30 protein-coding genes, 1 tRNA gene and 2 pseudogenes are annotated in these 26,438 nt (G+C 53.7%); 14 read left to right on the top strand and 19 right to left on the bottom strand.

Annotation, left to right across the window (positions count from 1 at the left end; translation table 11 throughout):
- Window positions 1-89 precede the first annotated feature (89 nt).
- The 3 genes from CF161_RS01255 to CF161_RS01250 form a co-directional block, all read right to left on the bottom strand.
- Window positions 90-443: a hypothetical protein gene (locus CF161_RS01255; protein WP_156882623.1), complete on the bottom strand. Its 354-nt coding sequence runs from the start codon at window positions 441-443 to the stop codon at window positions 90-92.
- Window positions 440-973, bottom strand: a complete 534-nt coding sequence (locus CF161_RS32700; RefSeq protein ID WP_156882622.1) for a hypothetical protein — start codon at window positions 971-973, stop codon at window positions 440-442. The genes CF161_RS01255 and CF161_RS32700 overlap by 4 nt, the downstream gene beginning before the upstream one ends.
- 71 nt (window positions 974-1,044) lie before the next feature.
- On the bottom strand, window positions 1,045-1,995 hold the full coding sequence (locus tag CF161_RS01250) for a hypothetical protein (protein ID WP_043228317.1): 951 nt from the start codon (window positions 1,993-1,995) through the stop codon (window positions 1,045-1,047).
- A 229-nt stretch (window positions 1,996-2,224) separates the two neighbouring features.
- On the opposite strand from CF161_RS01250, the gene CF161_RS01245 reads away from it, so the two are divergent.
- Window positions 2,225-2,536, top strand: coding sequence for a hypothetical protein (locus CF161_RS01245; protein ID WP_156882621.1), 312 nt, complete (start codon window positions 2,225-2,227; stop codon window positions 2,534-2,536).
- Between the two features lie 81 nt (window positions 2,537-2,617).
- Here CF161_RS01245 and CF161_RS01240 read toward each other — a convergent pair whose 3' ends face one another.
- Together CF161_RS01240 and CF161_RS01235 are read right to left on the bottom strand one after the other, a co-directional pair.
- Entirely contained in the window at window positions 2,618-3,043 is a 426-nt protein-coding gene (locus CF161_RS01240) for a hypothetical protein (protein WP_020294721.1), read from the bottom strand.
- Entirely contained in the window at window positions 3,040-3,330 is a 291-nt protein-coding gene (locus CF161_RS01235) for a hypothetical protein (protein ID WP_020294720.1), read from the bottom strand. The genes CF161_RS01240 and CF161_RS01235 overlap by 4 nt, the downstream gene beginning before the upstream one ends.
- 114 nt (window positions 3,331-3,444) lie before the next feature.
- Here CF161_RS01235 and CF161_RS31740 point away from each other — a divergent pair, with 114 nt between their 5' ends.
- Complete coding sequence (locus tag CF161_RS31740) at window positions 3,445-3,963, top strand: hypothetical protein (RefSeq protein ID WP_156882620.1); 519 nt, start codon at window positions 3,445-3,447, stop codon at window positions 3,961-3,963.
- 38 nt (window positions 3,964-4,001) lie between these two features.
- Here CF161_RS31740 and CF161_RS01225 read toward each other — a convergent pair whose 3' ends face one another.
- From CF161_RS01225 to CF161_RS01215, 3 genes are all read right to left on the bottom strand, one after another.
- Window positions 4,002-5,153 carry a relaxase/mobilization nuclease domain-containing protein gene (locus CF161_RS01225; protein WP_020294718.1) on the bottom strand — a complete coding sequence of 384 codons (1,152 nt, stop codon included), beginning with the start codon at window positions 5,151-5,153 and terminating at the stop codon, window positions 4,002-4,004.
- Window positions 5,150-5,443: a hypothetical protein gene (locus tag CF161_RS01220; protein ID WP_020294717.1), complete on the bottom strand. Its 294-nt coding sequence runs from the start codon at window positions 5,441-5,443 to the stop codon at window positions 5,150-5,152. The genes CF161_RS01225 and CF161_RS01220 overlap by 4 nt, the downstream gene beginning before the upstream one ends.
- A 357-nt stretch (window positions 5,444-5,800) precedes the next feature.
- The gene (locus CF161_RS01215) at window positions 5,801-7,180 is read right to left on the bottom strand and encodes a phage integrase (protein ID WP_020294716.1); all 1,380 of its coding nucleotides are present in this window, start codon (window positions 7,178-7,180) and stop codon (window positions 5,801-5,803) included.
- Between the two features lie 76 nt (window positions 7,181-7,256).
- Here CF161_RS01215 and CF161_RS01210 point away from each other — a divergent pair.
- A tRNA-Leu gene (locus CF161_RS01210) sits at window positions 7,257-7,343 on the top strand.
- A 467-nt stretch (window positions 7,344-7,810) separates the two neighbouring features.
- On the opposite strand, the pseudogene CF161_RS01205 reads toward CF161_RS01210, so the two are convergent.
- Window positions 7,811-8,462: pseudogene (locus CF161_RS01205) on the bottom strand (tyrosine-type recombinase/integrase); the annotation flags it as partial.
- 59 nt (window positions 8,463-8,521) lie between these two features.
- Between CF161_RS01205 and CF161_RS31890 the strand changes: the two are divergent.
- Entirely contained in the window at window positions 8,522-8,974 is a 453-nt protein-coding gene (locus tag CF161_RS31890) for an acyl-CoA thioesterase (protein ID WP_371106489.1), read from the top strand.
- On the opposite strand, the gene CF161_RS33065 is transcribed toward CF161_RS31890, so the two are convergent.
- Window positions 8,931-9,089 (bottom strand): hypothetical protein, encoded by a 159-nt coding sequence (locus CF161_RS33065; RefSeq protein ID WP_177326740.1) that lies wholly within the window; start codon window positions 9,087-9,089, stop codon window positions 8,931-8,933. The two genes, CF161_RS31890 and CF161_RS33065, sit on opposite strands and share 44 nt — an antisense overlap.
- 154 nt (window positions 9,090-9,243) lie before the next feature.
- Here CF161_RS33065 and CF161_RS01200 point away from each other — a divergent pair, with 154 nt between their 5' ends.
- Window positions 9,244-9,624, top strand: a complete 381-nt coding sequence (locus CF161_RS01200; RefSeq protein ID WP_043228315.1) for a hypothetical protein — start codon at window positions 9,244-9,246, stop codon at window positions 9,622-9,624.
- Here the strand turns inward: CF161_RS01200 and CF161_RS32690 are convergent.
- Window positions 9,602-9,775: a hypothetical protein gene (locus CF161_RS32690; protein WP_020294712.1), complete on the bottom strand. Its 174-nt coding sequence runs from the start codon at window positions 9,773-9,775 to the stop codon at window positions 9,602-9,604. The genes CF161_RS01200 and CF161_RS32690 overlap by 23 nt on opposite strands.
- A 168-nt stretch (window positions 9,776-9,943) precedes the next feature.
- Between CF161_RS32690 and CF161_RS01195 the strand changes: the two genes are divergently transcribed.
- The 5 genes from CF161_RS01195 (at window position 9,944) to CF161_RS01175 (ending at window position 13,171) form a co-directional block, all read left to right on the top strand.
- Entirely contained in the window at window positions 9,944-10,576 is a 633-nt protein-coding gene (locus CF161_RS01195; RefSeq protein WP_043228313.1) for a hypothetical protein, read from the top strand.
- Between the two features lie 155 nt (window positions 10,577-10,731).
- Entirely contained in the window at window positions 10,732-10,962 is a 231-nt protein-coding gene (locus tag CF161_RS01190; RefSeq protein WP_020294710.1) for a hypothetical protein, read from the top strand.
- A gap of 69 nt (window positions 10,963-11,031) precedes the next feature.
- Window positions 11,032-11,652, top strand: a complete 621-nt coding sequence (locus CF161_RS01185; protein ID WP_156882619.1) for a hypothetical protein — start codon at window positions 11,032-11,034, stop codon at window positions 11,650-11,652.
- A gap of 480 nt (window positions 11,653-12,132) precedes the next feature.
- Window positions 12,133-12,603 (top strand): anti-virulence regulator CigR family protein, encoded by a 471-nt coding sequence (locus tag CF161_RS31885; protein WP_084471590.1) that lies wholly within the window; start codon window positions 12,133-12,135, stop codon window positions 12,601-12,603.
- Window positions 12,604-12,763: 160 nt separating this feature from the next.
- Window positions 12,764-13,171 carry a DUF3224 domain-containing protein gene (locus CF161_RS01175; protein WP_020294706.1) on the top strand — a complete coding sequence of 136 codons (408 nt, stop codon included), beginning with the start codon at window positions 12,764-12,766 and terminating at the stop codon, window positions 13,169-13,171.
- 149 nt (window positions 13,172-13,320) lie between these two features.
- On the opposite strand, the gene CF161_RS01170 is transcribed toward CF161_RS01175, so the two are convergent.
- Window positions 13,321-13,776 (bottom strand): isoprenylcysteine carboxylmethyltransferase family protein, encoded by a 456-nt coding sequence (locus tag CF161_RS01170; protein ID WP_020294705.1) that lies wholly within the window; start codon window positions 13,774-13,776, stop codon window positions 13,321-13,323.
- 290 nt (window positions 13,777-14,066) lie between these two features.
- The gene (locus CF161_RS01165; RefSeq protein WP_020294704.1) at window positions 14,067-14,993 is read right to left on the bottom strand and encodes a LysR family transcriptional regulator; all 927 of its coding nucleotides are present in this window, start codon (window positions 14,991-14,993) and stop codon (window positions 14,067-14,069) included.
- Between the two features lie 160 nt (window positions 14,994-15,153).
- Between CF161_RS01165 and CF161_RS01160 the strand changes: the two genes are divergently transcribed.
- Entirely contained in the window at window positions 15,154-16,164 is a 1,011-nt protein-coding gene (locus CF161_RS01160; protein WP_020294703.1) for an NAD(P)-dependent alcohol dehydrogenase, read from the top strand.
- 183 nt (window positions 16,165-16,347) lie between these two features.
- Here CF161_RS01160 and CF161_RS33580 read toward each other — a convergent pair whose 3' ends face one another.
- The 6 genes and pseudogenes from CF161_RS33580 to CF161_RS01135 form a co-directional block, all read right to left on the bottom strand.
- The gene (locus tag CF161_RS33580; RefSeq protein WP_371106492.1) at window positions 16,348-17,103 is read right to left on the bottom strand and encodes a methyl-accepting chemotaxis protein; all 756 of its coding nucleotides are present in this window, start codon (window positions 17,101-17,103) and stop codon (window positions 16,348-16,350) included.
- Window positions 17,104-17,205: 102 nt separating this feature from the next.
- A pseudogene (locus CF161_RS33575) lies at window positions 17,206-18,018 on the bottom strand (cache domain-containing protein); the annotation flags it as partial.
- A 59-nt stretch (window positions 18,019-18,077) separates the two neighbouring features.
- The gene (locus CF161_RS01150) at window positions 18,078-19,331 is read right to left on the bottom strand and encodes an OprD family porin (protein ID WP_020294701.1); all 1,254 of its coding nucleotides are present in this window, start codon (window positions 19,329-19,331) and stop codon (window positions 18,078-18,080) included.
- A gap of 85 nt (window positions 19,332-19,416) precedes the next feature.
- A complete protein-coding gene (locus CF161_RS01145) occupies window positions 19,417-20,721 on the bottom strand; it encodes a CitMHS family transporter (protein WP_020294700.1) in 1,305 nt (434 codons plus the stop codon).
- 133 nt (window positions 20,722-20,854) lie between these two features.
- On the bottom strand, window positions 20,855-22,168 hold the full coding sequence (locus tag CF161_RS01140) for a dicarboxylate/amino acid:cation symporter (protein ID WP_043228310.1): 1,314 nt from the start codon (window positions 22,166-22,168) through the stop codon (window positions 20,855-20,857).
- Between the two features lie 43 nt (window positions 22,169-22,211).
- Window positions 22,212-23,294, bottom strand: a complete 1,083-nt coding sequence (locus CF161_RS01135; RefSeq protein WP_043228308.1) for a 4-oxalomesaconate tautomerase — start codon at window positions 23,292-23,294, stop codon at window positions 22,212-22,214.
- Window positions 23,295-23,459: 165 nt separating this feature from the next.
- Between CF161_RS01135 and CF161_RS01130 the strand changes: the two genes are divergently transcribed.
- The 3 genes from CF161_RS01130 to CF161_RS01120 all read left to right on the top strand — a co-directional run bounded on the left by CF161_RS01130 (window position 23,460) and on the right by CF161_RS01120 (window position 26,311).
- On the top strand, window positions 23,460-24,350 hold the full coding sequence (locus CF161_RS01130; RefSeq protein WP_020294697.1) for a LysR family transcriptional regulator: 891 nt from the start codon (window positions 23,460-23,462) through the stop codon (window positions 24,348-24,350).
- 269 nt (window positions 24,351-24,619) lie between these two features.
- The gene (locus CF161_RS01125) at window positions 24,620-25,081 is read left to right on the top strand and encodes a hypothetical protein (protein ID WP_020294696.1); all 462 of its coding nucleotides are present in this window, start codon (window positions 24,620-24,622) and stop codon (window positions 25,079-25,081) included.
- A gap of 414 nt (window positions 25,082-25,495) precedes the next feature.
- Window positions 25,496-26,311, top strand: coding sequence for a monalysin family beta-barrel pore-forming toxin (locus tag CF161_RS01120; protein WP_020294695.1), 816 nt, complete (start codon window positions 25,496-25,498; stop codon window positions 26,309-26,311).
- Window positions 26,312-26,438 lie beyond the last annotated feature (127 nt).

The raw sequence follows: 26,438 nt of genomic DNA, 5'->3' as shown, positions 1-26,438 counted from the left end.
CAGAAAGCTGGGTTCGCGGATTCGCCATTGATTTCGATCAGCGTCACACGTTAAGACACAAACCCCAGGTGGGCCTTTTGACATGGCTATCAAGCGGCCTGGAGTGATTCGGCCTGCTGGCTGGAACGGCGAAGAAATGAGGGCGGGTACGTCGTACACACAAAGAGAAAAATCGCTAGAACTGCAAAATCACCGACGACCATCTGGAACATGGTAAGTACATAGTACGAGTCGTTTGGGAGCAGGCACGTGATAAAACCAAGGGGCAAGTATAAGAGGTACGCCAACCATTCTCCTGCAACGCCAGCGATGGTGCCGAAGACGTAGTTATACGTATCGCTTGCCGATAACTCTCCGGTAGCGAAGCTCATCACGAGGCTTGGGGTAAACACGCACAAAAGAAACAAGTACCAGGTGCCATCACTGATTGTGATCTTTTTCATTTTCGAGCCCATTCGTTGAAGTGCATTTTTTGAGCGTAACCCACCATCAAGCCGCGATCATTATTCATCTTCAGCCTGCCAACCATCGCTTTACCTTTGAAGCTAACATCTATCTCTGACCAGCCCTGTTCAGCACGTATACCGATGAATGAGCACAAAGGGTTGTCGTAGTCGGCATCCCAACTCCCGTAGCCTTTAGAAAGCTTTAGATACTTGTTATAGATTGGGTTGCTGCTGGTGCCAGTGTCAGAAACAGAGCAGATGATTTCATTTGTCGTCAGTCCGTAAGAGGACAATACAGATGAAGGCCCGGTGAAGCGCAGAGAGAGCGCGTCTTCATTTGCGTTTTTAACGTGATGCTCGAAGACCCTAAGATCAAGAGTAATCCCGGTGCCAGTAAAACGATCTGCTGACTCTAATACTGGCCCAGACCAAGTGTTATTAAGTGGCGATGCTATTGCTGCCACTACAAGCTTTGATGCTAATAAACCCATCCCAAGTATTATCGCGGTCTTCTTAAAACTTTTCATCTGGTCAATTCCGTTAACTTGTTGATGGAGAAAGCATGCTGCAGTATTTTTTGTTGTTCAAACGTTTTTTATTAGGTCGAAACATAGCCAATTGTAGTTTTTTTGATTACTCCCAAAGCCTCCGCGTTTCTAAAGATCTCACACGCCCGCAAATTCCCAATCCTAGATTTTTTTGCGAAATCCTTGAGCTTGATTGGCGTGCCAGGTGAGGTGGTTTTCGCCTGGTCGACTAAGGTTTTCAGGATTTCCGCGTTTGTATCCAGCAGGGTTTCTAAGGTTTTTGCGGTTTCTAGCGTCCCGACCTCAAGTGGTGGCGAAGCGCTGTCTTTCGAGTCTGCAACTGCCGTGGTAGGGCCTCTAGAGCTGCGAACCCCGGACAGGATCAAGGCAGGAACGATCTCCAAAGACATTGCAAATCCCAGGCACAAGAAATGAGCAAGTAGTTCTGGAAGGCTCGACGCTTTGGCTACAGAAGATTTGATGTGAGCGATCTCCAATGACCCGTCGTTTATTCGGGCTAGAGCAGAAGCTCGCTGTGACGCTGCACGTGCGGCTACGGACTCCTCCAACTCCAGAGCCTTGGAAACCATTCCGCGAGCCCTCAAGTCATTAGCCTGGGCAGTCGCATCGGTTATCTCCTTGTCCAGATGGTTTATTAGCGACGAGTCCTTCTGAGCCATTGCTGTAATAGTCTGCACCCGGTCTGTCGACATAACATCATGAGTAACTTTGCTGGCAGTAATTGAAGACATCAATCGATCATAAGTGGCCCAGCCGCTGACAACTGAAAGCATCAATGCGCAAGCGATGGTAAGGGCTGCTGTAGAACCGCGCAGAATTCGAATAGCCACCGGCCATGCAAGATATTTAAATATATCCAGAAGCACCGCCGCCGAAGCAAATAGTAGTGCCAGGCGTTTATCATCAATCAGCGCATATATCGCAAGCGCAACGGAAATTGAAGTTACGCTAGACAATAGGAATGCGATTGCGACAAGTAATGCCGACAACTTTCTGCTCATGGGGTGCTCCGGAAATCTCTCTATAAGCCCATTATATAAGGGGTGTGGGGCAGTGCAATAGGTTGGCCGGGCTATTTGACTTCAAACTAACTTTATATGGATTGTATTTACTTATTGGGTTGGCGGGTCTAATACAATATTATGTTTATATTGAGCTGCCAAAAAGGAAAATAAAATGAGCGGTAAGTTTGCGTTCCGTATCAATCACTAACAAAATGCCAGGGCGTTTATGAAGTGTGGCGACTTACACAGAAATGGCTGTGCATGTGGCCTGGAATATGAATATGAACATGACCAGGCTCAAGAACTTGAAGAGTTGACTGATCTAACGTTGGATGTAATCGAAGTATTCGGCGAAGCCGGCTTACGCGCTCTCGTAAATCAGGCAGAGAAACGTGCGGATGAATTGGATATCAAAGTTCGAGCGAAGCTGGCTAAGGAGGCCGAGGCGAAAATAATGGCCCAGGCGAAACTCACAGAGTTCGACCAGATCGTTCTACTAAGCGCTGTGGGACGCATTGGAGGTGACATGGATGCCTAGGACTTGGCATCTGGACTGCTTCTCAGCGGAGCCTATACAGCTAGTGAGCTGTGCCGCCTGTCGAAAGCACAGCTGAGAGAGCTACTGATGTAAAAAAGCATCGGCGAGTAAAGGGGCCAGGGCTGCGGAGTCTTGGCCTTTTTCAAATGATTTGACGAGGAACGTCTTACCGTCAGACGTCTGAAGCACCAGGCCTTCTTTAGCTAGGCGAGTCCGTACATGTCGCTCAGCGAAGAGCCCCAAAGCTGTCTGGTCGCTGTCCACTTGGCCAAATATCCATCCTCCGTGGTCAGCTACGACGCCACTCAGCTCATGATCGCTCGGACTCATAGATCTCTTGATCATCCTTCCGACGCGCTTTGCACCCTTGATGATCATCACGAATAGCCAGATGACCGGAATCACGGGTATCGAGATGATGACACCACCCCATGTATTTATCTGGCCAATAAGCCAGCGCAGGAAGCTTATGAGCAATCGTATCGGCACTAACCAATTGACTCTCATGCTTGATCCTCAGCGCTGGTCAGAAATGCCATGGCAAATACTTGAGGTAAACCACTCATGAGCGTTTCCGACTTCTCATCAAAGCTAAGAATCATAAATTCGCGTCCTTTGCTATCTAGAATGCCAATACCCAACGCATCAACCCATGATTTGCAAACAAAATCAGTCATCGTCTGCTCACCATCTACTGGCTGGCTATCTATAACGCCATAGGCAAGGCCGCTGATGGCGATTTTATTATCAGTCTGGACGACTAAAGCTTCGTATAAGAGGGCAGATCTAGCCATGTTTATATTCCAAAAATAACTGCCTTCAATATACATCTTGATAGTTGAACATACAAATAATATGATTGAGCGATGCATTTGGTCTTGCGCTGCTTTTACATGGGTGGAGTGAATATGTTTTTAAAATTTGGCGATCAATATTCGGATGGTGAACTTGGCAGGCTCTGTGAGTTATTAGAGTTGCTTGATCTAAAGTTATCTGACGTACACAACAAAATCTCCGATTCTACCGATCCTGATAGCGAGGGTTTACTCGATAAGGGTGAATACTTTATTGGTGTCGGATTTGTGGCCATGCAGCAATACATGATCGAAACACTTTTATTTACTGGAATCGATAAAGGTAAAGCTTACAGCCTTGGGCCTGTACATTCCTCGAACATGCCTTATGCGTCACTCATCAATGCCGCCGCCAACTGGTGGAAGCATGAGGCTGAGTGGTGGAACGCGGGTGAAATTGCAGAGAACAATCGCACATACCCTAAAATCTCGCTGGTCGCAGATAGCAATGAATATCAACTCTCAAATGTGCTGGCGTCCATTTGCAGCTCCAGTGGATTTTCTCTGATGGGCGTCGTGCCATTTTTGATTGAGTGGCGTAAATCTGTGGATGAGGCTCGCTCGCCAAGGTAGGAATAAAGCCATTGCCGGCACCACAGGCATGGCTTCACTCAGGCGCCAGGCTCAAAAAGGTCAAGCTCGTTCTCGATAATCAGCGGCCTCCCAGGAATGAAGTCAATGTAGTGCCTGACAGGCTTCGACTCCTTAGCTTTGAATCCACCTCCAAAGATCTTATCGATGATCGCGAGAATCTCCTCAATCAGCTTGAAGACTTCGATCTGCTTTGCTGTGAAGCGGATGTAGAGACGTTTACTTCTGTTTGAGAATTCAAAGAAGTAAATTCTAGCTCTTTTCTGTTCCTCGCTATCTCTTCTTGCAATTTCTTCCTGAAGCTCATGAATGGTTTCGGGGTCATATTGAATTCCTTCCTGTGTGATTAGTTTGTGCCAAGTGAGCCTGGAGCGCTTGAGTTGCCTGCCGCTGATGTGTTTGCCGTCAAACTCGAAGCTGATGCCTTTCGGCTGGCCTTCCTCGTTGAGTGTGAGGTGGATGAAGACCTTTTGCTTTCTTAGCAGCCTGGTGAACGTGAACATATCACCATCGACCGCGTTGGTAGCCTCAATGGCCCCGGCAATTTTGGCGATCATGCGATGTTTGAATGGCAGCTCGTCATCCTTCAGCGAGGCCTGGAGCTCCGCGTGAGTGATTGAGACGCCCCAAGTGTCCTTAGGTCTTGGTGCTTTTGAGAGGCCGAAGCGGTCTTCAATCTCTGACACAGAGTCCATGCTGACAGCGCGCTCGTTGCTGTCTTTGACCATGCTGAAGTTGTCATCCAGGTGAATACGGTTGGCAACGATGTGAACGTGTTGGTGATCTTTATCCTGATGCATGACAGCGACGTACTGATTCGTTTCGTCGAAGCCAAGGTCGTTTAGATACTTACGCACTGCTGAGCGCCATTGTGATGGCGTGAGGGACTCGCCAGGTCGCAGGGAAAGCATGGCGTGGAAGACCGGCTTAATTGCCTTCTCTGAGTCGATTGTCATGCGTCTCATCATCTCAACGCTGTCGAACTCCTTGACCATCTCCAGCACGTCGTCTTCGCATCCCGCAAGGATGCCTGGAAGCGGGTCTGGGCTTAGGCAGTTCGAGTCGATTGTCAGGATGCCGGTGATTTCGTGATCGTGCTTGGTGCAGCCGAAGATGTATCGGATTCGGCCTTTGAATGAGCCTGAGGATTTGGGAAAGATCTTGCCGATCATAGAAGACCCCCAACGTTAATCTTGGCTATGTGCTTTACCTTGGCTAGAAGTTCGCAGCCTGGCTTCTCAGCATTGACCATCGCCGCCAGATTCATGAGTTCACGTGCGATCTGAACCACATCAGGGCTGACCTTTGGCTTGACGCTATTGTTCGCTACGAAGTCCCTGATGAATGCACCTGCGGCCTTGTAGCCAGCCTCGGACATCTTGCTCTCAAGTGACTCCATCTCGGATTTACTAAGCCTGATAGTGATCCTGGTGTCCTTGTGTTGCTTCTCAATAATTTTCATCTTGTCTCACCTTTTATTATTGTTTTAGGGGAGCCTTTAGTACGCAACACCCGAAGGGGTGTGAGTAGCCGCTTAATTGTCTGACATAGACACAACTGGCTATAAACAAGCTCTAGACCTATTATGGAAAATGAGGAAAAGGTGGTTCAAGTAGATTAGTAAGTTATTTAAGATTATTTGTCTATATACCTAATGTTTCGCAAGGTGTGAATGCGAAGTCGCAGTATGGTAGTGCGAAATCGCAAACGACTAGAGCGAACTCACAGTCATGTAGAGCTAAGTCACAAGGCGTAGTTGTGCTTTCGCTATAACATGTTGCGAATTCGCAGTGGTTGTGTGCGATATTAGGGGAGGGCGTTACAAGTGTACGGATTTAGATTTCAATGCTCGGGCATCCAGCTCGGTCAAAGTGGACAGTAAACCGCGACATACGAGATCTTTGTCAAGCTCGGCATTCTTAAAGATCTCAGTCTCGACCTTAGATGTTGCATCTCGAATTTCAGAGAGATATGCAGTCTTATACCCGTCAGTAACGTCTACAGATTGACCGCCACCATCGTGATTGCAGAGAACCTTGATGTAAAAGGCGCCAACTCCAGCACGCTCTGCTATGGAAATAAAGCTGGCTCTGAGGATTTTTCTTGGCAAGTGCTTGTTAATAATCGTTGAAATCCTCGCAAGAAAATCTCTCACATTAGATTCGCTGACCTTTTCTTGTTGTACTCCGGAGAAGACGTAATCACCAGTTGAATGCTTCATCGCGTACAGCAACTGACAATAAGCCGAGTCATTAAGTACCAGGTGGAATTCCTGGCCATTCTTCAGTGTATTCGCCTCATTTTCTTTGTTCCGCTTTGGAAAAACAATCGAGCGGGTTTTATGGCAAACATAGCTGCGACGAATCTTGATGATTTCTCCCGGCCTGACACCAGAGAACAACATGAACAGCACGGCAGCTGACACACTCTTAAAAGAAGTTGGGACATCTCTTAGAGGTGGCGTTTCAGCAATATCGATACAACCGTTAATGAAAGCCTTCAGCTCATCAGGATTGATGCGGATCTTGTCTCGCTTGTTTTGATGCCAGGTTTTAATGGTGGTCATAATATCTACCGGGTTATAGGTGTAGATTCGATGACCAATCTCATCAGTGTAAAAAGCAATGCAGAATGAAAAAATGCTACCCAGTAGCGATACGGCCTTGTTCGCAGATCTCTCCCTAGGTGGTGTGACCTTGCCATTAGGGCGAACTGCAGGCTTAGTAGTCTCAGTATGAAGGTTCAGAACGTCATCTTTTGTAATGCTTGAGATTGGGCGTTCACCATACCGGGCCTGAATGTAGTTCTTATAGGTGCGACGATAATCAGCCACAGTTGTCTGGGTCAGTTTTACCTTACGAGAGAGCATGCATTCAAATGCCATATCGAGAGTAACACTATCGCGTAAACTCTTGGCCTGCTGGGCTTCCAGAATGACGTCAAGGTTTGCGTAGGTCTTCATCGCTTTTTCGCGCACCAATGGCAACTTGGTGTTTTTCACGTCAAAAGCGTCGAGCTTAATCCTATGATCTTTACCACGAACTTTTCTTACTACGAAGAAAGTCTTGCCACCTGCCTTCGTAACTCGAATAGCAAGGCCTTTGGTCTCAGAGTCATACACCAGCATGTCGGCCTTACCTTCCGGGCATACAAGGGCGTCGAGTGAAGACTTGTTGAAGTTGATTTTTTGAGCGGCCACGGGGGTTCCTTAGATTCGTCTTAACCTGTTGATTTGCTCTGTCTTTTCGTGTCTAATCGTTGGCCTGCTGCCCACCGCCCTGATGGTGAAATTGGTAGACACACCGCACTTAAAATGCGTCGTCCTTACGGATGTGCCGGTTCGACTCCGGCTCGGGGCACCATCTTCAGATTCACCCCTTCGTTCCACACCCTTGACTACAGCCATCTATCATCTGCGTCTAACGCCCTTGCGATGATTTATGGCCGTCTTGTGTCTATTTTTTAACCAATTTCCTCATCGGTAGCATCTGGTAGCTCTTGGTAGCTGCTTGGTAGCTGCGGCTGAAAGCTCCCAATTTCTGGAGCATTCCGAGCTCAGCTCTCGGCATCCCCCGCCAACACGGCAAGATTCACTCTAAGTGCCTGATTTGACAAGTTTTCCAGCCCAGAAACACGGCCCAAAGCTGAGCTCAGCTCTCGACTGCTGTCCGGAAGCGACGTAGGGCAGAGTGACTTAAAATCCCCCGCTCGTAAGGGCGTGCCGGTTCGATTCCGGCTTCGGGCACCATATTTATCAAGGGTTTGCGGGCGAAAGCTGATGCAAACCCTTGTTTGTTTCTGCTCCGCAATTTTGGTGGTGGTCCGCAATTCACTTCGTTGGCGAAACTTTTTTACCTTTTCGGTTACGGATGTACTGCTCAGTCATGACCACAGTGTTATGCCCAAGTTGATCTTTGGTTTGCATGATGTCACCACTGGATTCAGCCTTGTCCGTTCCGGCCTTTGCGCGCAAATCACGCATTTGGAACTCTGGTTTTGCAACTCCAGCGGCCTCCCTCACCATGTCAAATTTCCTGCGCAATATCTCCCTCGTCATCGGTGTGCCATCCTTTGATTCGATCAGCCGCATTGATCGGACTTTGTGCGTCGACTTCTGATTCATGATTCGATCAATCAAAGCCTTGAGCTCCCTGATCACCTCGATTCGTCGCTTGGCTTTTGTTTTTCCCAGCAGAACCCAGATTTGGTCTTCCCGAACATCACACTCATCGATGAGTCGAGTGTCTGTCACTCGCTGACCGGTCAAATAGGCCGAATCCATGACGTCACACAGACCGGCGTCCGCCTTGTCATGCACACGCTTGAATAGTTCGTCCTCGACGTAGATATCCCGGCCCTTCTCCTTGTTGCCCTTGATTCCTGAGCAAGGATTGGCCAGCGGTGTGTAGCCCCTTATCCCGGGCGTAGTTCCAGATAGCGCTCAACAGCGCTTTTTCCCGATTTGCGCGGGTGGCCGCTGTAGCGGCTGACTTTGAAGGGAGAGGAAGGTATCGTCCGTCCCGAACACGCTGAAGCTGCGATGTGGTCTTGCGATCTACGTCACTCAATATTAAGGATTGATCTTGTGCCGAACGCTGTGATTGTTAAGAGAAAGGTATTGTTCGGCGACTGTGATCCGGAGGGGATAGTCTATACACCTAGGTTTTCGTACTTCGTTGTTGAGGCTGTTCATGATGCACTTACAGTGTGGCTTTCCGGTCCCGGATTAAGAACCCTGTTGGGCTTTAATCTACTGCCTCCAGCAAGGGCTTTCTCGCTAGAGTTTCTTCGTCCGGTCACTTGGGATGAAGAACTCTCGATGAAAGTAAGTGTTTCCAATGTTGGGCTTCACTCATTCACATTTCTAGTCGAGGGTCATGTAGCGCCAGATGTCATAGCATTTACTTCTAGTCTTACACACGTTTGCATCTCGCCGGTTACCAGGGAAGTTATTGAGGTTCCTGAGCAACTGAGGGCGCTACTTCTGTCTTGAGAGCTGTAGTAGCTTGGACAGGGCAAAGCGCATCGAGGTGTGGCATGCCGGCAATGAACAGCTTCGTCACTGTCGAGCGCTCAACCTTCAGCGCTTCAGCGATTTTGTTTTCCATGGGCATTACCTGTCCTTGTCGCTATAGCGGCTGACTTTGAAGGGGGGGCAATTGTTTTTTTGACTTAGAGTCAGCTCGCCCCCCCCGCATCAACGATGCTGGGTAAGCCGGCGACGCGGACAGCTATATCAATCGGTTGAAAGGGCAGGGCCTTATGGAAAGCAACGTCATGGAGTTTTTTAGGCGCTATCGGTACTTGTTGCTGTCGTTGATGGTGGCTGCTTCGTTCGCGAACGCTTTTGTACGTTTTTCTGGGGATTGGCGTAATTTCTTTGGGGCGTTATTCGTGCATGGATGGTTCATCCAGGCAGTATTTGCTTACTTCCGAGGAGGCTGGGTCGGCATTGGGCCGGGCGGATTGCCCAAGGATGGGAACCCCATGGGCAGGGCAGCGTTAGCCGCAACGGCGTTCGCGTTTTACCTTTTGATGTTCACCTACAGTGGATACAGTCGCGATGAGTCGGTCCATGAAAGAAAAGCTTCTGACTGGACGATGCCTACTCGAGAAGAGTTCAGGCGAGCGCCAGAGCATTAGCCAACTCGTGTGAGCAAAGGTTACTCACCTTGAAGTCTCCCTCGTTCGTAAATTTCTCCACGCCCAATGCTGCGTCCTTCGCCGCTGCCTTCTCGCACTTGCGGCGCTGTTTGAGCGCCTCCGCCGTCGGCTCTTGCTGTTCCTCGGCCATGGCCAACCTCTACAATTCCGGTGTGTGCGCCCATTCGTTAGCGCCCTGATTGCCTGGCGTTTGCTTTTGGGTACTGGGGACGGCGTGAAAAAGCCTGATGCCTCTGGGCCAGATTGTCTGGTAGTAGAGTGGTGGTACCGTCTGCGCAGTCATCCTGGAGCCCGTTAGATGCCTCGTCAAAGTCCAACTCATCTCATCGCAACACCTCTAGCCGCGCCAAGTACTGAAAACCCGGGTACTCATCCACCTATTTGGCATCAAGGCCCGGACTTACCGATCATTGGCAGCGCTGGTTGGGCCATTTGGGGTTTCTGCTTCATGTTGCTTTGGTCGTTGCCGGGCTTAGGGCTGACGATATTGCTCCTCCTCGGGTTCGAAGCGATGCAAGGTGAATCCCGCAGCGATGGGTCGAGTTTCACGTTGTCGTTGCTCATCCAACTCCTGCTTGTTTCTGTTGTGCTAATGGGGCTGGTCTTCGCGTGGATGTTCTCTGCGCCTAAAGTTCTGGCTTTCACGTTCGATGAAAACCAGCAGCTGCTTACCCTCACTATCACCCGTCGCGGCCGTATGCCCACCGAAGTGCAGGTGCCATTCAGCGACATTAGTTGCATCACCCCTTACGTGTTCGCCAGTTATGACCGCGATGGCCATTTTAGCGTCGTGTGTCAGGGACCGAAGAACAAGCAGTTCGTTTATCGATTGGCTGAGGGTACTTCTCTGGAGGAAATGGAGTTTCATGCTGCGTGGCTGCGAGGAATAATTGGCTCACGGATGCACGGAATAGTGAATCAGGACAAATGAATGGCTACGTCGCTTGATACCGGGCTATGCGGCGCACGCACTGGTGCCCAAGTTGATCTTTGGCTTGCATGATGTCACCACTGGATTCCGCTTTATCCATATCAAAGTCATAGCGGGGAAAGGTATCGTTGCCACCTCAGATAGGGAGGTGCGCTGTGGTCGTACACGGAGTTGAATACACGTTTTTTACCGCCTCACACGTGACAAAGGGGCATGACGGCTTGGGGATTGAGTGCTGGCGCGGCAACGATATGGTCTTTGAGATATTCAGGAATGACGAAACGCTGCGTTTTGAGGTGAGCCTGTTCGAGCAGGATGTCCCTCTGGAATTGCTTGAGTACGCTATCCCGACTGCTCGCGAAAGCCTGGGCGAATATGCGCCGTAGAACCTCTCCTTGCCGCTATGGCAGGGGGAGGGTTATTGCGTCTACGCTGCAATCCCTTGAGACAGCCAGATGAATCATCAAAGACCAGCTAACGACTTAGCAACACCTCCTGGCGAGCCAAGCACTGCCCACCCGCCTATTTGGTATTACGGCCCTGAAATACCCATTATCGGCAGCAATGGCATGGGTGTTTTTGGTTTCTCTCTTGCGCTGATTCTGCTTTTACCCGCCTACGGGCTGGCGACGTTCCTTTTCACCGGGCCGGATGTCATACAGGGTGTGCAGCCTAGCTATGGCGATAGCCTCACGGCGTCATCCTTCATTCTGTTAATGCTGGCCATTGCAGTATTCATGGGTGCGTTCTTTGCCTGGATTGTCTCTGAGCCTCAAGTGCAGGCTTTCACGTTCGACGAAAACCAGCAGCTACTGACCCTTACGATCACTCGTCGTGGCCGAAAAACCACTGAAGTGCGCGTGCCATTTAGCCAAATCATTTCCATCCGTCCTTACGTGCTCGCAACGTTTGATCACGATGGCCATTTTCTCGTCGTTTATCGCGGGGCGAAGGGCAAGCTGTTCGAATATCGATTAGCTGATGGTACTTCTCTGGAGCAAATGGAATTTCATGGTGCGTGGTTGCGAGGAATGATAGGAGAGCGGATGCGCGAGTTGATAAATCTCGACAAATGAAAGTAGCCATTAAATTCAACTACTAAACGCTGTGATTCAACTCGACTGCGCAGCTAATTATTGGATTTCAGTACGCACTCTAAATCCGGTCTGAGCGAGCCTTGTCCAGGCGGTGGGTGCTACGAGTGCGCTTCACTCAAACGAGCAGGCCCATGATAAAGCACGGTATTTATGATGGGAACGAAGGCTTTCAGCTCTGGAACTACATGGTGTGCGAGAAAGTCGAGCAGGGCCGGGAGGCCTGGCGGCTCAACGTTTAAGTGAAGCGGGGCGGCTAAGTGGCGGTGCCGGTTGTCGCGGGTGATCGCCCCTTTCCTGACGGTGGTCTGGCACAGCTTGCCGGGCGAGAGAGCTGTCCCGATACCGGACTAAGAGCTGTCCTGCGTTACTGGGTGCAGCGAGTAGTGTGGATTATGCGGAACTAAAGTCGGCAATACCGTCTACCTTTCAAGGGGGTATTCCCTTTCAGAGAAGACGGTCATGTTTAAATCTCGTTCTCTTGTAGCTGCTGTTACCTGTCTTGCTTTGGCCGTAGGCTCAGTGACGGCCCTGGCCGATCCTGGCAACGGGAAAGGCCAAGGAAGTGGGAAGGGCAACTCCCAAGGCGGCCAAGGCGGCCAAGGCCATGGCCACCAGGGCAACAAGGGGAAAGGTTCCAGCGCAGATGATTGGGATAGCGGGCCCAGCATTGACCGGGGCGGAGTACTGGGCGTGGTCGGTGGCTACCGTGACTATTGGCGCCCAGGTCCTTCACTACCGCCTGGGATACAAAAGAACCTAGCTAGAGGAAAATCTCTTCCTCCAGGCATTGCAAAAAAGCTGGATGGTCGCCTGTTGGGCAGGTTGCCCCACTACGACGGCTATGAATGGCAACAAGCGGGCACTGACCTGGTACTTGTCGCAATTGCTTCCGGCATCATTTACGAAGTTCTCAACGGAGCCTTTGATTGAGCTGCTCTGGGATCAATGATCTCGTCGCCCGGGTCGCGCCTCAACTCGCTTAAGCTTTGAGATGGAAATAGGCTTAGTTGCGCAGAGCGTTTTGGCTCTGTACGTGCTGTGCTGTGGAGTAAAATTAGCGCCTCACTCATTTGGATAGAGACAGATGCGAATGGAAGCGTTAGCTACTTTTTCTACTAAGAATTTCAAGCCAACAGGCCTGAGCCCAACCCCTGAGATTACTACCTCCCTGCCCGTGTCTATCAGCACCATGGAGAAATGCTACTCGGGTGCTATCGACGGTGTTTCCTCAACAGTTTTTACTGCGGCGTTCGACCAGACGACTAGGACGGGCAGTTACATCGCAATTGAAAGCTTCAAAGGTGCGGTGAATGGGAAAGAGGGCGCCTTCAACTTCATCCACTCCGCCTCCACTACAGGCACTGATCGGGCAGATGAGTTTTTCTGCATAGTCGGAGGCAGCGGTATAGGCGATTTGAGAGGGATATCGGGGTCAGGAGGGATCAGAATCGACATCGATGGCACGCACCATATTTGGTTGAATTACCAAATCGAATAGGTCAGAAATAGTTTCGGGTAGTGCCGTGAGGGCATCGTTGCTCTGATTACTGCATCGGATTAGGTGTGTTCACCGGCCGCTTACGGTGTACCAGTCTATGGGGGCTGGTTTCCACGGACATAAAATAGGCCCCCGATCCGCTCCCCTTTCTAGAGCCAACGCCTAACCCGGCTGCAGTATTGCGTGAAGTCTCTCCCGAAAAGACTGGCAAGGGCTCGTTCCTCCGGCCCGATCTGGAAGAGGTTCATGTAAATCACGAAGCCCAGCACGCCCAGGAGTGCCGGCGGCCAGGCAAGGAAGATTGACCAGGCTATTAGAACTGTGGCGAAGCCTAAGTACATTGGGTTGCGTGTGAGTTTGTAGACACCGGAGCTGACTAGGGCCGAAGCAGTTTCCGGCTTGAGTGGATTGACTGTGGTGCGGGCGTGGCGGAAGGAAAGCACGCCGGCTAGACAAATAGCTACGCCTGCCAGCAACACCACCAGCGCCAGGCTAATGCGCCACCCGATAGTCAGCTCCAGGGCTCCCGGTAAGTGTCGAGCAGCAAACCACATCAGCAGACCGAACAGGGCAGCAACCAGCGGCGGAGGGATACGGTTGTCCATGATGAGTCCCTATTAAATGCGAATTTGCGGCCAGAGTGAGGGTTATAGCCACTATAGGGTCAAGCACCATGAGCATGATTGAGACTGCGGGGCGGGGCAGCCTGTATCACCGAGATCAAAACAGTGAACATCCGTTACGAGAATCACTGAATCGTCCTGGGTTTCTTGGGTAGTGGGCAATCGCTTTTGGCCGATAGCAGACGTTTGCGAGCGTCTGCCATCGGCCAGGAGCAGTCACTCCGAACCATCAGTCTCGGTTGCACCCTCTCAGCATCTATCGAAAAGCCTTTCTAGCGCTCTTCCTGACTCTCTAGCCAGCGTCCATAAAGGTTGGGGAATTTTTCGCGCACCCAATACACAAAGGCCTCGACCTGCGGCGCCAGGTGCGAGCGGCTGGGGTATAGCACCGATACGGGTCTTGGATGCGGACGATAGGCACGCAACACCTCCACCAATGTGCCGTCGGTTAGAAATCGGTCCAGAGTAATGCCTGGAGCCTGAAGTATGCCGAAGCCCGCGACGCCACATTCGACATAGGCATTTGACTCGTTGACAGTGATGCCCTGGCGACTGATGTGGGAATGCTCACGTCCTCCATCCATAAATTGCCAAGCCAGCGGGCGCTGGTTCTGTCCGGAGAGAAAGGTCACGCCGCGATGTGCGCTTAGATCCTCCAAGGTTTTGGGCTCGCCGTATTCTTTTAGGTATCGCGGCGCTGCGCAGGTGACCATTGTGGCCATACCGATACGACGGGCGACGAGGCTTGAACTTGGTAACTCGCCGATTCTCAGCGCACAGTCCACACCTTCTGCGACCAGATCGACGGTTCTATCGGTGACTCCCAAGGCCAGCTCGATTGCAGGATAGCGGGTTGAAAACTCTCGCAAGCTCTCGATCAACCCAGGCTGCGAAAGCGCGGTAGGGATATCAACCCGTAGTCGGCCACGCAAGGTTGAACCAGGAGAAGAGAACATCGCCGTGGCATCAGCAACCTCACCAAGAATCGTTTTAACACGCTCGTAGAATTGCTCTCCTTCTGAGGTGAGTCTGACCGTACGAGTTGTGCGCTGGAACAACCGAACTCCAAGAGAGGTTTCCAATTCCTGTATCGCGCGGGTTACTTGCGGGCGGCCGATCTGAATGTCATCCGCCGCACGGGTAAAACTGCCAAGTTCGGCCAACCGGGCAAAAACTTGCATGGACTGGAGCAGTTCCATTACGTCTTCTCACTTAGTATTTTTGTTGCCGATTTATAGCGAGCTCCTAGTCTGATTGTTGCATTATTAAATAACAATGCTTTGCCTGCCCGGGTATTTATTGAACGGCCCGGAATGGGAAGAATGTCGCCAGTAGGTCACCCTCACTGGAGATAGACACATGAAAGCATGGCTTTTGAACGATTTCGGTCTCAATAACCTGACACTCGGCGAAACAGTTACGCCCGCTCCCAAGGCCGGCGAGTTGCTGGTAAAAATCGGCGCGGTTTCCTTGAATTTTCGCGATAAGGCCATCGTCGATGGCTTCTACGAACCGCATCTGGTACCCAGGCCACTGATCCCGGTCAGCGATGCATCGGGCACTGTAGTCGCCGTGGGCGAAGGCGTAAGCCGATTCAAGATGGGCGATCGCGTCAACTCGCACCTCTACTCGCGCTGGATTGATGGTGAGCCGGGGCCGGACGAACCTGCCTACTGCTTCGGCATGCCGCTGCCAGGTGGTTTGGCCGAGTACATGATCATTCACGAAGAAAGCGCTGTTCGTGCACCAGACAACATGTCCGACGAAGAAGCTTCGACGCTGCCGATTGCAGCGCTGACCGCATGGTATTCGCTGGTCGACTATGGCCAGATCCAACCGGGTCAGACCGTTTTGGTGCAAGGCACCGGTGGCGTATCGATTTTCACCGTGCAGTTGGCCACCGCGCTCGGCGCCAGGGTAATCGTTACCTCCAGCAGCGACGCCAATCTAGAGAAGGTGAAAAAGCTTGGCGCAGTGGCTGGTGTGAACTACCGGACCTTCCCGCACTGGGAAGAGGAAGTTCTGAAACTCACCGACGGCAAAGGCGTAGACCTGCTACTGGATGTAGCCGGTGGTGAGGGCTTGAACCAGTCCATCCTCGCAACCAAGGCTGCCGGTAAGATCGCACAAATCGGCTTTCTGACCGGTCAGACCACCACGCTGAGTCTGATGCCGTTAATCTTCCGCCAGACAACTATTCGTGGTATCGCAGTGGCGCCTCGTTCGTCGTTCGATCGCATGAACGAATTCCTGAACGAACACTCGATCCGCCCAGTTATCGATCAAACCTATTCGTTCGACGACGTCCACCAGGCGTTCGAGCATCTAGCCCGAGGCGCATTCGGGAAAGTGGTTATCAAGGTTTCCTAACACGTCAGGTCAAGCCATACGGCGGTGCCCCGGTATGTCGCCTGATTACCTAATTCGGGTGTACAGATCGCGTTGATCGCCTTTCTGGTCTCGGACGGTTGAATCCACAGCCAAGAGCAGTCACGGAGTGTCAAGCCAGAGGGAATTCAATTCGATTGGCATTGTCGGTCACGCGTAGCCTGGTTAAATCTTGAATTGCCTTAACAGACCTTCAAGGCGATGGCCTATGGCGTAGAGCTCATCGACGGTTTTCACGCCGTTTTGGGTCTGGTCCGCGACGCTTTCAATCGCGCGAGCAATTTGATGGACGCTACGGTTGATTTCTTCGGCCACTGAGGTCTGCTCCTGCGCGGCACTGGCAATGTGCGCGTTCATCGTATTGATGGTAACGATCAGTTCGACCGCTTTGCCCAACGACTGGCCAGCCTGCTCAGCGTGCAGGCTGGCGCCATTGCCCGCTTCGCCGGAGTGGCTCATCGCGGTGACGACCTTGGTCGTGGCCTGGTTAAGCCGCTCGATCATGGCTTGAATTTCCTGGGTGCTTAGCTGCGTCCTGCTTGCCAATGCGCGTACTTCATCGGCGACCACTGCAAACCCGCGCCCCGCGTCCCCGGCCCGTGCCGCTTCGATAGCCGCATTGAGTGCCAGCAGGTTGGTCTGCTCGGCGATTGAGCGGATGACATCCAGCACCGTGACAATGCCTTCTACATCGCCTTGCAGACTTTTTAACGACACGCCGCCCGTGGACAGGTCAGCGGTCAGCGCGTCCAGGCGGGCGATGCTTTCATTGACGACCTGCCTGGCATGCTGGGCCTGCTGATCGGTTTCGGCTGCTGCATCTGAAGCACTCTGGGCACTGACGGCCACCTCATGCGCCGCGGAGGACATTTGATTGATTGCTGCGGCGACCTGGTCGGTTTCCTGGCGTTGTTGCGCCATGACGTGATCGATGCATTTGCTCTGTTCCGCGACTTGGGTGACCGACTCATTCAGCTCCCGGGCCATGCTAATGATCTGGCTGACCAGCCCGTGAATCTTGTCGGCAAACGCATTGAACGACACCGCCACCTGTCCGAACTCATCGCGACTGGTGGGTAAGCGTCGCGTCAGGTCGCCTTCACCCGCCGCGATTTCATCGAGGTGCTCGCGAATTCGCGAGAGGGGGGTCAGGCTTTTTTTCACCAATAACAACCCGAGCACGCCGATGATTCCCAGCGCGATCAGGGCTATGACGGCTGTCCCATAGACGAGGCTGCGCACACGCTGATGGATTTCTCCTCGCACCTGGGCCACCTGGTTTTCGATGGTGTCGAGGTTAATGGCCGTCACCACCACCATGTCCCAGGCCGGCAGGTAAAGACTGTAGGCCAGTTTTGGAACAACTTTATCGGTGTTGATCAGGGCTCCGGAATAATTGACGAAGTGGCTGCCGTTCTTCGCTGCGGCAACCATTTCCCGATTCAGGTAAATCCCGTTTTTGTCTTTGCGGTCACTCATATTGGTGCCGACGCCTTCGCTGCTGTCGCCACGAAACAGGCGCACGACCTGACTGTCGTAACCGATAAAATAGCCGTCGTCGCCGAACTTCATTTTGGACAGTCGCGCTATAGCCCGCTCACGTGTTGCCTTGTCTCCTGCCTCAGCCTGCGCATACAGTTCCGCGACAGAGGTTTGCGCAAGCGTGGCGTAGTCTTTCAAGCGTTCCCGGCTTTCATCGAGCAAGCGCTCGCGGGTCACCGTGACTTCGCGCTCGGCGCTCGACAGCAGGGTGGCGCTTGTTGTCAGTGCCAGCACCGAGGACAACAGCACCACGGGGGCCAGCACCAGGATCAGTACTTTGTTCTTGAACAGCATGTAGGGGCTTCCTCACCTGAACCTGTAGGAAAGCGGCCGCAAGGGCCGCAATCGTCGTCTTACCAGAGGGCGATGTCATAGGTGAGGTAGAGGCGATTGCTGTCGCGCCCTCGGGAGAACTCAGAGCGGTAGACATAGTTGCGCATGCGCACACCCAGCCCCTTGAGCGTGCCGGCCTGGACAACGTAGGCCAGCTCAGCATCACGCTCCCATTCCTTAATTGTGGTTGTGGACTTGCCGTCATTGCCGCTCAGGTAGCGCGTAGAGAAGGTCAGGCCGGGCACGCCGACGGTGGCGAAGTTGTAGCCGTAATTGAGCATCCAGGTCTTTTCGTCTTCCTCGATGAACTTGCCAATGCCGGCATTGCTGAACGAGTACACGGTCGCGCCACTGATGTAGGGCAAACCGGCGTCGCCACGCAGGCTCTGGTAGCCCCCGCCGACGGTGTGGCCCGCGATCGCGTAGGACAATTGGCCGCTGAGCATGTCGTTATCGATTTTACCTGCGTAGGCAGAGCCGCTATCCACGCTGGTGAAATAACGCAGGTCAGCGGTCAGCACCCCGCCGGCCAGCGGCAGGTCGTGCTGGATGCCGGCGAAGTTCTGCCGGTAAAAGTTCTCCAGTTCCCCGTAGAAATAACTCAAACGGGTGTTTTTCCCCCATTTGTACTCGGCCCCTGCATAGTTGAAGTCCCCCGATTTCCCGCCGCTGTAGCCGTCAGGCACGATCGGCACGCTGTCGGTGGAGTCGCGTAATTTGAAACGGTCCAGGTGCCCGCCGGTGACGGTCAGATTTTCAATGTCGTTGCTGCTGATCTGAGTGCCCTGGTAGGTCTGGGGCAGCAGGCGTGCATCGTTGTAAATCAGTACCGGCGTTTTGGGCAGCAGGGTGCCGTACTTGAGGGTGGTTTTGGCGAACCTCGCTTTGGCGGTGGCGCCGGCGCTGGCAAATTCGCCGGCTGCGCGGCCATCGTCATGAACCGGCATCAGCCCGGTACCGCTGCGACCGCGTCCTGAGTCAAGCTTTACGCCATACAACCCCAGAGCATCGACGCCGAAGCCGAGAGTGCCAGCGGTGAATCCGGACTGATAGTCCAGCAAGAATCCCTGGGCCCATTCAGTGCGCTCGCTTTTCGCCGTTCTGGCCGCTCGTGCACTCAAGCCGTGCTCGTCGCGAAAATTCTCGTTGAAATACACATTGCGCAGTTGCAGTTTGAGTGTGCTGTCATCAATAAAGCCTTCGGCACTGGCGCCGGCGAATGGCACCAGACCGAACACGCAAAACAGGGCCCGACGGGTATACACAGGGTTCATGGCAAATGTCTCATTGTTGTTTTTTGGAGTGCAGGGCAGCACGCGCCCCGAGGGGAGGCGCGTTGAAAGGCAGCAGGGAGGTGAGTCAGGTAAACAGGCTGATGGCCCCGGTCAGCAAGGCCAGCGCGGTGACGACCAAGGAGGTCAGCACCGCCCATTTGACGGTGGCTTTCTGGAAATCGCCGATGTCGCGGTCGACCATACCGACCAACAACAGGGTCGAGGCAACCAACGGGCTCATCAGGTGCACGGGCTGCCCCAGGATCGAGGCCCGCGCGATTTCTACCGGATCGATGCCGTAAGCCGCTGCGGCATTGGCCAGGATCGGCACCACACCAAAGTAGTAGGCGTCATTGGAAAGGACGAAGGTCAGCGGCATGCTGGTGATCGCAACCACCAATGGAAACAAGTGGCCCCAAGACGGCGGGATCCAGTCGACCAGGGTTTGGGCCAGGGCATCGACCATTTTGGTGCCGGAAAAAATCCCAGCAAAAATCCCGGCGGCAAACACCAGTAGCACGACAGTCATGGCATTGCCCGAGTGCGCCAGGATGCGTTCTTTCTGAATATCCAATTGCGGGTAGTTGATCATCAGCGCGAGCACAAAACCGATCAGGAACAGGATCGCGGAATGCATCAGCCCCATCACCAGGGCCGCCATCACCGCGATAACCAGAACCAGGTTGACGTAGGCCAGTTTCGGACGCTTGTGGGGGGTGTCCTCAAGAATCGCGTTGATGTAGCAGTTGCCGCCACCGCTTTGCAGTTGCACGTTGCCGATACGCTTGCGCTCGGCTCGCCCCAGTATGAAGGCCGTGAAGACCACCCACATGGCGCCGCCGATCATGGTCGGCAGCAACGGCACGAAGTATTCGCCGGCATCCAGGCCCAGCGCGGCGATGGCCCGCGTGGCGGGGCCGCCCCAAGGTGTCATGCCGCTCATGATGCTCAGCGACAGCATGGAGATGGTCGCCAGGATCATCGGGTTCATGCCGATACGCTTATACAGCGGCAGCATCGCCGCGCAGGTAATCATGTAGGTGGTGGTGCCGTCGCCGTCGAGTGCGACCAGCAAAGACAGGAGTGCGGTGCCCACCGCGATTTTCATTGGGTCACCATTGACCCGCTTGAGGATCTTGCGGATCAGCGGATCGAACAAGCCTGCGTCGATCATCAGGCCGAAGAACAGGATCGCAAACAGCAGCAATGCGGCAGACGGTGCGACCATCTTCAGGCCGTCGAGCATCATTTTGCCGGTGGTGCCGCCGAAACCGCCAATCACCGCGAATACGATAGGTACAACGGTGAGCGCGACGATTGGCGACAAACGCTTCGTCATGATGAGGACGGTGAATACGACCACCATGGCCAGGCCAAGGAAAGCGAGCATAGGACGATTCTCTTGTTGTTATCGTAAGAATGGCTAACGCCGAGGCGCACGAGTCCTGACCCGCCTGGCTGCACAATGGCGCCTGGCGGGGAGGGGGTTCAGTTAAGTGAGGGGAAGCTGTTTGCGGCTTTCGCTAGATGCGTTTGGCGACCTTCAGGTCTTGCCAGGCTTTTCCGGTTGCAGGTTCGGGTTTTGCGTCGAGCACCCGGGACAGCGTTTCGCGGTGGCAGGCATTTTCAGACATCGAAATCACCACCGTCGCAACAGCGTTACTGGCCAGGCTGGTCAGGGCTCGCGCTTCAGACATGAAGCGGTCAACGCCGATCAGTAACGCCAGGCCGGCCAACGGGATGTCGTGAATGACCGTCAGTGTCGAGGCCAGTGCCACGAACCCGCTGCCGGTAACGCCGGCGGCGCCTTTGGAGGACAGCAGCATGATCGCCAGCATGGTGATGATTTGCGTCAGGCTCAGGTCAATATTGCAGGCCTGGGCAATGAAGATCGCTGCCAACGACAGGTAGATGGCCGTGCCGTCCAGGTTGAACGAATAGCCGGTGGGCAGTACCAGGCCCACGACCCCTTTTTTGCAGCCCAGTGCTTCGAGTTTCTCCAGCATTCGCGGCATGACAGGTTCCGTGGAGGAGGTCCCGAGTACCACCAGGAACTCTTCGCGAAAGTAGCGAAGCAGTTTCCACAGGCTGAAGCCGTTGGCGCGGCAGATGCTGCCCAATACTACGAACACGAAGAAGCCGCAGGCGATGTACAAGGTCATGATCAGCTTCGCCAGCGAGCCGAGCGATGTGATGCCGTACTGGCCGACGGTGAACGCCAGGGCCCCAAAAGCGCCGAACGGTGCAAAACGCATCAGGTAGCCGAAGATCTTGAACACCATGTGCGAGGCGGACTCAAGTAAGTCGAGTACCGGCTTGCCACGCTCGCCCAGTGATGACAAGGCAAAGCCGGACAGCACGGCGATAAACAGCACAGGCAGCACTTCTCCTTTACTGAAGGCTCCGATAAAGGTCTCGGGAATGATGTGCATGAAAAACTCCACAACCCCAAGCTTTGCGGCCGACTCCGTGTACTGGGCCAAGCCTTTGGTGCTCAGTTGGCTGGGATCGATGTTCATGCCAGCGCCCGGCTGGAACACATACACCGCCACTAGGCCAATGATCAGGCTGATCACCGTCAGTACGAAGAACAGCAACATGGTTTTGCTGAGGAGTCGGCCGAGTGAGCGTTTGTCACTCATCCCGGCGATGCCGGTGACGATGGTGCAGAACACCACGGGGGCAATCATCATCTTGATGAGCTTGATAAAGGCATCACCCAATGGTTTCAGCGCGATGGCCTGCTGGGCCCAGAAGTGTCCGACCACGATGCCCAGTACCACGGCGCAGAGAATCTGGAAGTAGAGCGATTTAACAACTTTCATGGCATCACCCATTTTTAGAATTGTGCGGATGCAAAAATGCCAACGACCGCCGGGGTTATCCGGCGAGACGCTGAGAGTCCGCGGCATAGACGAAGCCGGAGAAAAGCCTGCGGGCAGTGCGTACGACAGAAGCCTGGATTGTCTCACCGTTGACGCCGGTGTATGACAAAACGACATCGATTCCGCCGCTTGGGTGCTCGATACGCACCGCTTCAAGACGTGGTGTACTGATCCCGCCGAGCATCTGTGCGACGACGCTGCCTTCTGTCACGCACGCGGTGGCCAAACCAATCGAGCCGGTAATGGCGAGGGCGCGGTGGCAGCTATGTGGCATGAAGTAGCGAACCTGGATCGTACCGCCGGCTTTGGGGAGCGAGACCAGTACCGGCTTTGGAATCACTTTGTCGCCGACATCACCCAGGCCCATGGCCCGGCCCGCCTGAAGCCGCAATGACTCAAGGCGCTGCAGGAAGTCCTTATCGGCGTCCAGTTCTGCGGGACTTTCATCGCCACGCTTGCCCAGTTGGCTGGCCTCGATCAGCACCATAGGCATTGCCATGTCGATGCAGGTCACCGAAACACCATCGATGACGTCTTGCGTATTGCCGGTAGGGAAGAGCTTGCCGGTCTTGCTGCCGGCCGCATCGAGGAACGTCAGTTGTACTGGAGCGGCGGTACCCGGCACGCCGTCGATGGCGGTGTCGCCCTCGTAACTGACCTTGGCATTGGGTGTGTACACGTCGGAATTGACAAAGGTTCCTGTGTTTACGTTGCGAATGCGGACACGGGTGCGGCCCGGGGTGCCTTTGACCAGGCCCTGCTCGATAGCGAAGGGGCCGACGGCGCACAGCATGTTGCCGCAGTTGGGCGCGCTGTCGACCCGGCGTTGCGAAACCATCACTTGGACGAACAGGTAGTCAACATCCGCGTCCGGGTGCAGCGAAGGGCTGACAATCGCAACCTTGCTGGTTTGCGGGCTGCCACCACCGATCCCGTCGATTTCCAGCTCGTGGCCGGAGCCCATCAGGTTGAGTAGCAGTTCATCACGGGCCTCAATGGCTGCCGGCAAATCCCAGTCGAGAAAAACCGGGCCTTTGGAGGTGCCACCGCGCATCAGCACACAGGGAATTCTTTGCATGAGACTGACTCTTGTTGATCAATCGAGGTAATTAATGCTCTGGAGGCAAGAGTCTCAAGCTTTCAAAAATGTTTCCAATGCAAAGATTGACGTGATTATTGCGTTTTACGAATGATAAATTTGCGTTAAATTGCTGCCCGACTTCTTCTGCTGATGAGGCAAGACATGGACTATGAGCTCAACGATATTCGATCTTTCGTGAAAATCGCCGAACTAGGCAGCTTCCACGAAGCCGCCGATGCCTTGCACTTGTCTCAGCCTGCGCTCAGCCGCCGCATCAAAAAACTCGAGGAAGGGTTGGGCACCGCATTGCTCGACCGCACCACGCGCAAGGTCAGCCTGACGAGCGTCGGCCGCGATTTCCTGCCTAAGGCACGTCGCTTACTGGATGACTTCGATGAGTCGATTCTCAATATCCGCGAACTTGCCGAGCGGCAGATTGGCCGAGTGACCCTGGCGTGTATCCCTACGGCCGCGTTCTATTTCTTGCCTTCGGTGATTCGCCTGTACAACGAGCGCTACCCCCAGATTCGCATCCGCCTACTGGACTTGAGTGCCAACGAGGGGCTTGAAGCGGTGTTGCGAGGGGAAGCTGATTTCGGGATCAATATGATGAGTGGGCAGCATCCGGACATCGAGTTCGTGCCCTTGGTCATCGAGCCGTTTGTGTTGGCCTGCCGACGTGATCATGAGTTGGCTGGACGCACGTCGGTCACCTGGTCTGAGTTGAGCGACTACCGCCTTATCGGGGTTGGGCGCCTGAGCGGCAACCGCATGCTGCTGGATCACGCCTTGTCCGGCTTGAGCTGGCGCCCACAGTGGTTTTACGAGGTTCAACACCTCTCGACCTCCCTGGGTTTGGTGGAAGCCGGGTTGGGCGTCTCGGCCATGCCAAGCCTGGCCATGCCGGCACAGGATCATCCCACCTTGGTCAGCGTGCCCTTGGTCGAGCCGGTGGTGAACCGTTCTTTGGGCCTCGTCTACCGCCGCGGGGCATCGCTTTCGCCGGCGGCGGAGAAGTTCGTCTCGATCCTGCTTGAGCAATGGCCGCAATGAGCCGGCGATAATCTACTTCAATAAAACCAGCGACACGTGATTGAGTGAACATCACATCCGGGAGCTGTTTCCGACGAATCTTGATCCCGATTTGTCTGATCTGGATATCAGACTCTGTACGAAAACTGGCTGATCGACACTCGGCGACTTTTCGTATGGGCGCACATTTACACAACAGCACTTATGTAACCCGACACTACGCCGATACCTTGCAACGGCACGCAAGTACGCAAACAGCACTGACTCCATAGAACGCAGGAACCCGAACAATGTGGGAACACATCTGGCGCAGCATCCATTCCCCTGGCTATTTCCCCAACGTAATGGACTGGATGATCAATATTCTCCTCAACCCTTTCATGGTGATTATGTGCCTGATGGTCGGAGCGCTGGCCGGTAGGTGGTGGAGAGCCGCCCCCTATGGCAGCCTCATTTGTTATGTGGTGTTCCTGAGCCGCTCGCCCTTCTATGGGTGGGGGAGCATTTTCCCCGAAGCCGGCTTGCCCGCGATGTTGATCGATGGCGCACTGCTGGCCCTCCTTGGCTTCTATTTGAAAGGCGTACTCAGAACCCGCTCAGAAGCAAAGCCCGAAGGCCATTGGTTGCGCTGGCTTTATCAAAGCCTGAAGGTCGTCATGCTGACTGTCGTGGTGATGTTCTGGGTACTCGTCGTGCTGTTTATCCTGACCTTCACCATCTCTGTCGCTACCCAGCCTTCAGTGGCGCACTGATCGACATTGCCGTGGCGATCTGAGTGGCGTTGGGGCTTTTTTCAGCCTGCTTGCAGACCTCCGGGGGCCAGGCGCACCCATTCGGCCTGGCGGCTCGGTTTCGCGACGATGGCATCGCGCAAGTTGGCCATCGGTATACCGCTTATTGCTGGACACCATAGTGGGCGCGCACTGCACCTGGTCATGGCATTCAGTCAATCAGGCGAGTTACCAGGGGGAGGACGTGCCTAGCGCCCCTGAGATAGAGCCCCATCCAAGTCATTGAATTTAAGCGCTGTGTGCTTTTTGCTTACGCCTGACGGCGGCAATCTCCTCTTCAGCGGCACGAACAATCCGCCTTGAACACCCATTGAAATGCTCAATACTTCGCAGCGCCATCTGGCACTTTGTACACACCCAACGAGGGATGCGAGTATGACGATCAAGGAAGAACTGAACCAACCCCAAAGTCATTCGATTGAACTTGACGACCTGAACAGCGAGCAAGGAAATGCCCGCGCCATTTTGACATCCAACTTTGCCGGCAGCTTCGATCAGTTCCCGACTAAGCGCGGCGGTTATGCGATCGACAGTTACCTGCTGGATTACAGCGCGCCCAAACAAGGCTGCTGGGTCGATGGCATTACCGTCTACGGCGACATCTTTATCGGCAAGCAGAATTGGGGCACTTACACTCGCCCGGTCTTTGCCTACCTGCAGTACATGGACACCATTTCCATTCCGCAGCAGGTGACACAGACTCGCAGCTACCAGTTGACTAAGGGGCACACCAAAACATTCACGACCAGTGTCACTGCCAAATACAGCGTTGGAGGCAGTATCGGCATCGTCAACGTCGGGTCGGATATCTCCGTTGGATTTAGCAGCAGTGAGTCCTGGTCTACTACGCAGACGTTCAGCGAAAGCACTCAACTGACGGGGCCTGGCACCTTCATCGTCTATCAGGTTGTTCTTGTTTACGCGCACAACGCCACTTCGGCGGGCAGGCAGAATGGTAATGCGTTCGCCTACAACAAAACCCAGACGGTGGGCTCGCGCCTGGACCTGTACTACCTGTCGGCCATCACTCAGAACAGTACGGTCATTGTCGAGTCCAGCAAGGCCATCGCGCCGCTGGATTGGGATACTGTCCAGCGCAATGTACTGATGGAGAACTACAACCCAGCCAGCAATAGCGGGCACTTTAGTTTCGACTGGAGCGCCTACAACGATCCTCATCGTCGTTACTGATCTATTCTGACGCGTTGTTCGATGGCCCCTTGTGATGAGGGGCTGTCGTGCGCGGGATCTTTTTTGCTCTGCCTGCCTAATTATTTTTCTTATTCCAAGCGTTCTGAGCCATCAGATTGGCCAAGGC

Source organism: Pseudomonas sp. CF161, assembly GCF_000416215.1.
In the GTDB taxonomy this organism is placed as follows: domain Bacteria; phylum Pseudomonadota; class Gammaproteobacteria; order Pseudomonadales; family Pseudomonadaceae; genus Aquipseudomonas.
The sequence above is the reverse complement of the archived record's forward strand: the minus strand, read 5'-3'. Positions and strand labels throughout refer to the sequence as shown.

What these genes read in the sequence shown, in the direction of transcription:
- CF161_RS01130 (WP_020294697.1), top strand. Translation starts at nt 23,460, where the DNA reads ATGGACTATGAGCTCAACGATATTCGATCTTTCGTGAAAATCGCCGAA.
- CF161_RS01255 (WP_156882623.1), bottom strand. Translation starts at nt 443, where the DNA reads ATGAAAAAGATCACAATCAGTGATGGCACCTGGTACTTGTTTCTTTTG.
- CF161_RS01200 (WP_043228315.1), top strand. Translation starts at nt 9,244, where the DNA reads ATGGAAAGCAACGTCATGGAGTTTTTTAGGCGCTATCGGTACTTGTTG.
- CF161_RS01140 (WP_043228310.1), bottom strand. Translation starts at nt 22,168, where the DNA reads ATGGGTGATGCCATGAAAGTTGTTAAATCGCTCTACTTCCAGATTCTC.
- CF161_RS01235 (WP_020294720.1), bottom strand. Translation starts at nt 3,330, where the DNA reads ATGGCTAGATCTGCCCTCTTATACGAAGCTTTAGTCGTCCAGACTGAT.
- CF161_RS31885 (WP_084471590.1), top strand. Translation starts at nt 12,133, where the DNA reads ATGTTTAAATCTCGTTCTCTTGTAGCTGCTGTTACCTGTCTTGCTTTG.
- CF161_RS01195 (WP_043228313.1), top strand. Translation starts at nt 9,944, where the DNA reads ATGCCTCGTCAAAGTCCAACTCATCTCATCGCAACACCTCTAGCCGCG.
- CF161_RS01125 (WP_020294696.1), top strand. Translation starts at nt 24,620, where the DNA reads ATGTGGGAACACATCTGGCGCAGCATCCATTCCCCTGGCTATTTCCCC.
- CF161_RS01225 (WP_020294718.1), bottom strand. Translation starts at nt 5,153, where the DNA reads ATGATCGGCAAGATCTTTCCCAAATCCTCAGGCTCATTCAAAGGCCGA.
- CF161_RS33580 (WP_371106492.1), bottom strand. Translation starts at nt 17,103, where the DNA reads ATGGCGCAACAACGCCAGGAAACCGACCAGGTCGCCGCAGCAATCAAT.
- CF161_RS31890 (WP_371106489.1), top strand. Translation starts at nt 8,522, where the DNA reads ATGTGGTCTTGCGATCTACGTCACTCAATATTAAGGATTGATCTTGTG.
- CF161_RS01160 (WP_020294703.1), top strand. Translation starts at nt 15,154, where the DNA reads ATGAAAGCATGGCTTTTGAACGATTTCGGTCTCAATAACCTGACACTC.
- CF161_RS01220 (WP_020294717.1), bottom strand. Translation starts at nt 5,443, where the DNA reads ATGAAAATTATTGAGAAGCAACACAAGGACACCAGGATCACTATCAGG.
- CF161_RS01135 (WP_043228308.1), bottom strand. Translation starts at nt 23,294, where the DNA reads ATGCAAAGAATTCCCTGTGTGCTGATGCGCGGTGGCACCTCCAAAGGC.
- CF161_RS01175 (WP_020294706.1), top strand. Translation starts at nt 12,764, where the DNA reads ATGGAAGCGTTAGCTACTTTTTCTACTAAGAATTTCAAGCCAACAGGC.
- CF161_RS01145 (WP_020294700.1), bottom strand. Translation starts at nt 20,721, where the DNA reads ATGCTCGCTTTCCTTGGCCTGGCCATGGTGGTCGTATTCACCGTCCTC.
- CF161_RS33065 (WP_177326740.1), bottom strand. Translation starts at nt 9,089, where the DNA reads ATGGAAAACAAAATCGCTGAAGCGCTGAAGGTTGAGCGCTCGACAGTG.
- CF161_RS01245 (WP_156882621.1), top strand. Translation starts at nt 2,225, where the DNA reads ATGAAGTGTGGCGACTTACACAGAAATGGCTGTGCATGTGGCCTGGAA.
- CF161_RS01170 (WP_020294705.1), bottom strand. Translation starts at nt 13,776, where the DNA reads ATGGACAACCGTATCCCTCCGCCGCTGGTTGCTGCCCTGTTCGGTCTG.
- CF161_RS01165 (WP_020294704.1), bottom strand. Translation starts at nt 14,993, where the DNA reads ATGGAACTGCTCCAGTCCATGCAAGTTTTTGCCCGGTTGGCCGAACTT.
- CF161_RS32700 (WP_156882622.1), bottom strand. Translation starts at nt 973, where the DNA reads ATGAAAAGTTTTAAGAAGACCGCGATAATACTTGGGATGGGTTTATTA.
- CF161_RS01250 (WP_043228317.1), bottom strand. Translation starts at nt 1,995, where the DNA reads ATGAGCAGAAAGTTGTCGGCATTACTTGTCGCAATCGCATTCCTATTG.
- CF161_RS01150 (WP_020294701.1), bottom strand. Translation starts at nt 19,331, where the DNA reads ATGAACCCTGTGTATACCCGTCGGGCCCTGTTTTGCGTGTTCGGTCTG.
- CF161_RS32690 (WP_020294712.1), bottom strand. Translation starts at nt 9,775, where the DNA reads ATGGCCGAGGAACAGCAAGAGCCGACGGCGGAGGCGCTCAAACAGCGC.
- CF161_RS01185 (WP_156882619.1), top strand. Translation starts at nt 11,032, where the DNA reads ATGAATCATCAAAGACCAGCTAACGACTTAGCAACACCTCCTGGCGAG.
- CF161_RS01120 (WP_020294695.1), top strand. Translation starts at nt 25,496, where the DNA reads ATGACGATCAAGGAAGAACTGAACCAACCCCAAAGTCATTCGATTGAA.
- CF161_RS31740 (WP_156882620.1), top strand. Translation starts at nt 3,445, where the DNA reads ATGTTTTTAAAATTTGGCGATCAATATTCGGATGGTGAACTTGGCAGG.
- CF161_RS01240 (WP_020294721.1), bottom strand. Translation starts at nt 3,043, where the DNA reads ATGAGAGTCAATTGGTTAGTGCCGATACGATTGCTCATAAGCTTCCTG.